Here is a 7,141-nt window from a genome sequence, read left to right on the forward strand (position 1 = left end):
TTCAGCGTCCCAAATAAACTTCGATCACCCGCTCGTCGGCCTGCACCTGGTCGAGCGTGCCTTGGGCCAGCACCGCGCCGTCACACAGCACGGTGACGATGTCCGAGATAGTGCGGATGAAGCCCATGTCGTGCTCCACCACCATGAGCGAGTGCTTGCCTTTGAGCGAAAGGAACAGCTCGGCGGTGCGCTCGGTCTCGTGATCGGTCATGCCAGCCACGGGCTCGTCCAGCAGCAACAACTTGGGGTCTTGCATGAGCAACATGCCGATCTCCAGCCACTGCTTTTGACCGTGGCTGAGCGTGCCCGCCTGCACCCGCACGCTGTCCGCCAAGTGGATGGTGTGCAGCACTTCGGCCAGGCGGTCGCTTTGGCGCGAATCGAGCTTGAAGAACATCGAAGCTTTCACGCCCTTGGGGGTTTTCAGCGCGAGTTCCAGGTTTTCAAACACGCTCAGATGCTCGAACACCGTGGGCTTTTGGAACTTGCGGCCGATGCCCAGCTGCGCGATGACGGGTTCGTTGTGGCGCAGCAAGTCGATGGTGCTGCCAAAGAAAACCCGGCCTTCGTCCGGGCGGGTTTTGCCAGTGATGATGTCCATCATCGTGGTCTTGCCTGCGCCATTGGGGCCGATGATGCAACGCAGTTCGCCGGGCGCGATGTCCAACGACAGCTTGTTGATGGCCTTGAAGCCGTCAAAGCTCACGCTCACGTCTTCCAGATACAAGATGCGGCCATGGGTCACATCGACTTGATTGGCGTCGTGCACCACGCGGCCATAGCCAGCGCTGCGGCCGCCAGACTCAGTGGCTTCAACGCGTTGTTGGGCCACGCGGGCCAAGCGCTCAGCGCCTTTTTGCAGCAGATCGGGCGTCATGCGGCACCGCCTTTATGACCCTGGGCGTCCGACACGGGTTCTGTGGGCATTTGCGCGGTCTCGCGTTTGCGCCAAACTTTACGCACCAGGCCCACCACGCCTTGGGGCATGTACAAGGTCACGCCAATGAACAGCGCACCCAAAAAGTACAGCCAAAACTCAGGCGCACTCACCGTGAGCCAGCTCTTGGCCCCATTGACCAAAAACGCCCCGACGATGGGGCCGATCAAAGTGCCGCGCCCGCCCACCGCCGCCCACACCGCGATCTCGATCGAGTTGGCCGCGCTCATCTCGCCGGGGTTGATGATGCCCACTTGCGGTACGTACAAAGCCCCGGCAATGCCGCACATGACGGCCGAGATGACCCAGATGCTGAGCTTGTAGGGCAGCGGCGAATAGCCTGAGAACATGACCCGGGTTTCGGCATCACGAATCGCCATCAACACGCGTCCGTACTTGCTGCCCACCAGCCAGCGTGAGAACAGATAAAAACCCAATAAGGTCAGGCCAGTGATGACAAACAGCGTCATGCGCGTGCCGGGTGTGGCAATGGGCAAATCGAGAATGCGTTTGAAGTCGGTAAAGCCGTTGTTGCCGCCCAGCCCGGTTTCGTTGCGGAAAAACAAGAGCATGGCCGCATAGGTCAGGGCCTGGGTGATGATGGAAAAATACACGCCCTTGATGCGCGAGCGAAAGGCAAAGTAGCCAAACACAAAAGCGATCACACCCGGCACCAACACCACCAGCGCCAGCGTGGCCACAAAGCTGTCCGACAGCATCCAGTGCCAAGGCAGTTCTTTCCAATCGAGAAACACCATGAAGTCGGGCAAATCGCTTTTGTAATTGCCGTCTTGGCCGATCTGGCGCATGAGGTACATGCCCATGACGTAGCCTCCCAAGGCGAAGAACAAACCATGGCCCAAGGACAGGATGCCGGTGTAGCCCCAGATCAAGTCCATGGCCAGCGCGCAGATGGCGTAGCACATGATCTTGCCGATCAAGGCGATGGCGTAGTCGCTCAAATGAAAGGCGCTGCTCTCGGGCACCCACAAGTTGAAGACCGGGGCCAGCACGCCGACCACAATCAGCGCCAATAAAAACGCCGACCAGGCTTGGCGCCCCATCAAAGGCGCGGGGATGGGGAGTTCAAATTTTTTCATGTTCATGGTCCTCTTCACGCTTCAGCGCTACGACCCTTCATCGCGAAGATGCCCTGCGGCCGCTTCTGGATGAAGATGATGATGAACACCAGCACGGCAATCTTGGCGAGCACCGCGCCCGTCCAGCCTTCCAGCAACTTGTTGACCAGGCCCAGGCCCAGCGCTGCATACACCGTGCCTGCCAGCTGACCCACACCGCCGAGCACCACCACCATGAACGCGTCCACGATGTAGCTTTGGCCCAGATCGGGCCCCACATTGCCCACCTGACTGAGCGCACAACCCGCCAGGCCCGCAATGCCCGAACCCAATGCAAAGGCATAGGTGTCGATGCGCGCTGTGTTCACGCCCATGCACGAGGCCATGGGCCGGTTTTGCGTGACGCCGCGCACAAACAAGCCCAGCCGGGTTTTGCCGATCAAAAGCGCCACCCCGACCAACACCGCCAGCGCAAACACGATGATCAGCACCCGGTTCCAGGGCAGCTGCAAATTGGGCAGCAGCTGCAGCGAGCCGCTCATCCACGAGGGGTTTTCAACGCCCACGTTTTGCGCGCCAAACAGGCTGCGCACGCCTTGCATCAGCACCAGGCTGATGCCCCAAGTGGCCAGCAAGGTCTCTAGCGGGCGACCATACAAATGCCGCAGCACCGTGCGCTCCATCACCGCGCCCACCAAGGCGGCTGAGAGGAAGGCCACCGGCATCGCCACAAACAGGTAGGCGTCAAACACGTCCGGCCAATGCTCGCGAAACAGCGCCTGCACCACATAGGTGGCATAGGCGCCGATCATCATCAACTCGCCATGCGCCATGTTGATGACGCCCATCAGGCCATAGGTGATGGCCAGGCCCAGCGCCACCAACAACAAGATCGAGCCCAAGCTGAGCCCGGTGAACATGGCCCCCAAGCGCTCGCCCCAGCGCAGGCTGTCTTGCACTTGGGTCAAAGCCGACTGAATTTGTTTTTTGACCGCAGGGTCTTGCTCTTGGGTCAGTTGCTGGTTCAGCAGCAGCAGGGTCTCGGGTTGTTTGCTGCCCGCCAACTCGCGGGCTGCCCCCAATCGGTCATTCGCAACCTCGCTGTTCAACAGGGCCGCTGCGCGGGCTTGGCGCACCAGGCTTTGCACCGTGAGGTCTTTTTCAGCCTTCAAAGCTTTGTCGAGCAGTGCGGCGCGGCTGGCATCGGGTTCTTTGAGCAGGGCCAAGGCCGCTTGCCTGCGCAGCTTCACATCGGGGCTGAACAACTTCAGGGCCGCCAGGGCCGTGTCGATCTCACCACGCAGGCGGTTGTTCAGCATCACATCTTCGGCATCGGGGGGCACAGCAACCGCTTGCCCGGTGACGGGGTCCAGGCCTTGCCCGTCGCGCACCACGATCACTTGATCGCCCGCCATCTTGACCACGTCATCGGCCAGCGCTTGCAAATAGGCGGCGGTTTTGTCGCTGCCTTGGGCCACCGCTTGAGAGATGGCCTCCACACGGGCATCGCTGTCGCCCACGGCCATACGTTTGGCTTCGTCCATCGTCAGGGCTTGTGCGGCCGTCAGACCCCACAAGGCGCTGGCGATCCACGCCGCTTTCAACATCCATCTTTTCATCTTGCTCTTCTCTGAGTCTGACCCAGCTTGGCTCACAGATTCAACGCCCACAAACGCGTCAGTCGGAGAAAAGCCACCGACCTCCTTGAAAATCATGTTTGTCGGAGCTTGAGCTCCGACAAACATTCACGCTTTCAAGCCATCACTTCTTGGCAGGCTCGTCGGGCTTCTTGTCGTTGCCCGGGATGTAAGGGCTCCATGGCTTGGCTTTGACGGGGCCGGGTGTCTTCCAGACCACATTGAACTGGCCGTCGGCTTTGATCTCGCCGATGAACACCGACTTGTGCAGGTGGTGGTTTTTCTCGTCCATCTTGCTCACGATGCCGCTGGGCGCTTTGAAGGTTTGACCGGCCATGGCCGCAATCACTTTGTCGGTGTCGGTCGACTTGGCTTTTTCAACCGCTTGCTTCCACATGTTGATGCCGATGTAAGTGGCTTCCATCGGGTCGTTGGTGAGCGGCTTGTCTTTGTGACCAGCGATGTTTTTGGCCTTGGCATAAGCCGCCCACTTCTTGGTGAACTCGTCGTTGGCCGGGTTCTTGATGCTCATGAAGTAGTTCCAAGCGGCCAGGTGACCCACCAAAGGCTTGGTGTCCACGCCGCGCAGCTCTTCCTCACCCACCGAGAAAGCGACCACAGGCACGTCTTTGGCCTTCAGGCCCGCGTTGCCCAGTTCTTTGTAGAAAGGGACGTTGGAGTCGCCATTGATGGTGGACACCACTGCGGTCTTGCCACCGGCTGAAAACTTTTTGATGTCGGCCACGATGGTTTGGTAATCGCTGTGGCCAAACGGGGTGTATTTCTCGTCGATGTCGCTGTCTTTGACGCCCTTGCTTTTGAGGTAGGCGCGCAAAATTTTGTTGGTGGTGCGGGGGTACACATAGTCGGTGCCCAGCAAGACCCAGCGCTTGGCGCCGCCGCCGTCTTTGCTCATCAAATAGTCCACCGCAGGAATCGCCTGCTGGTTGGGCGCAGCGCCGGTGTAGAACACGTTTTTGGACAGCTCTTCACCTTCGTATTGCACGGGATAGAACAGCAAGCCGTTCATTTCTTCGACCACCGGCAACACCGATTTGCGCGACACCGAAGTCCAGCAACCGAAGATGACCGAGACCTTGTCTTGACCGAGCAGTTGCTTGGTTTTCTCGGCGAACAAAGGCCAGTTGGAAGCGGGGTCCACGATCACGGGCTCGAGTTTTTTGCCCAGCACGCCGCCCTTGGCGTTGATCTCGTCGATGGCCATGAGCACGGTGTCTTTGAGCACGGTCTCGGAAATCGCCATGGTGCCCGACAAGCTGTGCAGCACGCCGACTTTGATGGTGTTGCCGGCTTGGGCCTGGACATGTTGTGCAAAGGTCAAGCTGCCCGCTGCGATGGCGGCGGCAGTTGCAAGGGCTTTGAGGTTGCCACGTCGATTCATCATGAGATCACTCCAATCAGGAAAGAAGGTTGTTCAAACACGCACCGAAAAACAGCGCTCACCTTCAATTGCAATCACCGTGCCAACCCTAGGGAGAACCCTGAAAACCGCATGTTTCTAAGGGGATTTTTCAAAGCCCCTATAAAGGGCACGTAATTTGCTTGATTCAAGTCATTCAATGCACCAAGACGCTCACCACGCACCAATATGGAACTGACTCCTCGCGAAAAAGACAAGCTGTTGATCTTCACTGCCGCCCTCCTGGCCGAGCGGCGCAAGGCAAGAGGACTGAAGCTGAACTACCCCGAAGCCATCGCCCTGATCAGCGCTGCCGTCATGGAAGGCGCACGCGATGGCAAAACCGTGGCCCAGCTGATGAGCGAGGGCCGCACGGTGTTGACCCGTGCCGATGTGATGGACGGCATCGCCGAGATGATTCCCGACATCCAGATCGAAGCCACCTTTCCCGATGGCACCAAATTGGTCACCGTGCACCAACCCATTGTTTGAAACGAGAGAGCCCGAACATGAAAACCTTTGCATCCTCTGTCACTACCGCCTTGGCGCTCGCCGGCCTGCATGCCCCCGTCTGGGCACACGAAGGGCATGGCCTGTGGGGCAGCCATTGGCACGCCACCGACGTCCTGGGGTTTGCGGTCGTCATTGCCTTGGCATTGGGCGCCTGGGTCATCGGCCGCCGCAAGTGAGGTCGCCCCATGATCCCTGGTGAATTTCTGATTGACCCCGGCCAACACGCCCTGAATGTGGGCCGCCGCACCTGCACCCTGGTGGTGCAAAACGCAAGCGACCGTCCGATTCAGGTGGGCTCGCATTACCACTTTGCCGAGACCAATGCGGGCTTGCGCTTTGACCGCAGCGCCGCACAAGGCATGCGCCTGAACATCGCATCGGGCATGGCCGTGCGCTTTGAGCCGGGCCAGCAACGCACGGTGGAGCTGGTGGACTATGCGGGCGATCGCAAGGTGTTCGGCTTTCGGGGTCTGACCCAAGGCGCACTCGACGCGCACAAAACACAAGGCAACTGACATGGCCCACATTGACAAACGCGCTTATGCCGAAACCTTTGGTCCTACTGTGGGCGATCGCGTGCGCCTGGCCGACACGGCTCTGGTGATTGAAGTGGAGAAAGACTTCACCTTGCAAGCCGGTGGCTACGGTGAAGAGGTCAAGTTCGGTGGCGGCAAAACCATCCGCGATGGCATGGCGCAGTCACAGCGCACCAACGCTGAAGGCGCCATGGACTGCGTGCTCACCAACGCCCTCATCATTGAGCATTGGGGTATCGTCAAAGCCGACATTGGCCTCAAAGGCAACCGCATCGCGGCCATCGGCAAAGCAGGCAACCCCGACACACAACCGGGCGTGGACATCATCATTGGCCCCGGCACCGAGATCATCAGCTGCGAAGGCCTGATCGTCACCGCAGGCGGCATCGACTGCCACATCCACTTCATCTGCCCCCAGCAAATCCACGAGGCCTTGACCAGCGGCGTGACCACCATGATGGGCGGCGGCACGGGCCCGGCCACCGGCACCTTTGCGACCACCTGCACACCTGGCCCCTTCAACATCGAGCGCATGCTGCAAGCGGCCGACGCCTTTCCAATGAACCTGGGTTTCTTTGGCAAAGGAAACGCCAGTCTGCCTGCCGCCTTGCACGAGCAAATCAACGCAGGTGTGATTGGCATGAAGCTGCACGAAGACTGGGGCAGCACCCCATCGGCCATCAGCAATTGCCTGGACGTGGCCGACGAGACGGACATTCAGGTGGCCCTGCATTCGGACACGCTCAATGAATCGGGTTATGTCGAAAACACCATCGAAGCGGCCCGTGGCCGGGGCCTGTGCGCCTTTCACACCGAGGGCGCAGGCGGCGGTCACGCACCCGACATCTTGAAGGTGGTGGGCCAGGCGAACTTTTTGCCCAGCTCGACCAACCCGACCATGCCCTTCACCCACACCCCGCTGGATGAGCCTGTGGACATGCTGATGGTCTGCCACCACCTGGATGCCAGCATCGCCGAAGACCTGGCCTTTGCCGAAAGCCGCATCCGCAAAGAAACCA

General features: G+C 59.8%; 8 protein-coding genes. 4 read left to right on the forward strand and 4 right to left on the reverse strand.

Annotation, left to right across the window (positions count from 1 at the left end; all coding sequences use genetic code 11):
- Position 1: 1 nt before the first annotated feature.
- From urtD to urtA, 4 genes are all read right to left on the reverse strand, one after another.
- Entirely contained in the window at positions 2-877 is an 876-nt protein-coding gene (gene urtD, locus Q1M54_RS08555) for an urea ABC transporter ATP-binding protein UrtD (protein WP_300556241.1), read from the reverse strand.
- Complete coding sequence (urtC, locus tag Q1M54_RS08560; protein WP_300556254.1) at positions 874-2,037, reverse strand: urea ABC transporter permease subunit UrtC; 1,164 nt, start codon at positions 2,035-2,037, stop codon at positions 874-876. Before urtC ends, urtD begins: the two co-directional genes overlap by 4 nt.
- Before the next feature lie 14 nt (positions 2,038-2,051).
- Positions 2,052-3,635, reverse strand: a complete 1,584-nt coding sequence (gene urtB, locus Q1M54_RS08565) for an urea ABC transporter permease subunit UrtB (RefSeq protein WP_300556243.1) — start codon at positions 3,633-3,635, stop codon at positions 2,052-2,054.
- A 142-nt stretch (positions 3,636-3,777) separates the two neighbouring features.
- Positions 3,778-5,055: an urea ABC transporter substrate-binding protein gene (urtA, locus tag Q1M54_RS08570; protein WP_026039341.1), complete on the reverse strand. Its 1,278-nt coding sequence runs from the start codon at positions 5,053-5,055 to the stop codon at positions 3,778-3,780.
- Positions 5,056-5,262: 207 nt separating this feature from the next.
- Between urtA and Q1M54_RS08575 the strand changes: the two genes are divergently transcribed.
- From Q1M54_RS08575 to Q1M54_RS08590, 4 genes are all read left to right on the forward strand, one after another.
- On the forward strand, positions 5,263-5,565 hold the full coding sequence (locus Q1M54_RS08575; protein ID WP_019425908.1) for an urease subunit gamma: 303 nt from the start codon (positions 5,263-5,265) through the stop codon (positions 5,563-5,565).
- A 17-nt stretch (positions 5,566-5,582) separates the two neighbouring features.
- Complete coding sequence (locus tag Q1M54_RS08580; protein WP_300556245.1) at positions 5,583-5,762, forward strand: hypothetical protein; 180 nt, start codon at positions 5,583-5,585, stop codon at positions 5,760-5,762.
- A 9-nt stretch (positions 5,763-5,771) separates the two neighbouring features.
- Positions 5,772-6,101, forward strand: a complete 330-nt coding sequence (locus Q1M54_RS08585) for an urease subunit beta (RefSeq protein ID WP_300556247.1) — start codon at positions 5,772-5,774, stop codon at positions 6,099-6,101.
- A 1-nt stretch (position 6,102) separates the two neighbouring features.
- Positions 6,103-7,141 (forward strand): urease subunit alpha (locus Q1M54_RS08590; RefSeq protein WP_300556250.1); only part of this gene is annotated, 1,039 nt, incomplete at its 3' end.

The sequence above is a fragment of the Limnohabitans sp. Rim8 genome, from assembly GCF_943326455.1.
Classification (GTDB): Bacteria; Pseudomonadota; Gammaproteobacteria; order Burkholderiales; family Burkholderiaceae_C; genus Limnohabitans_A.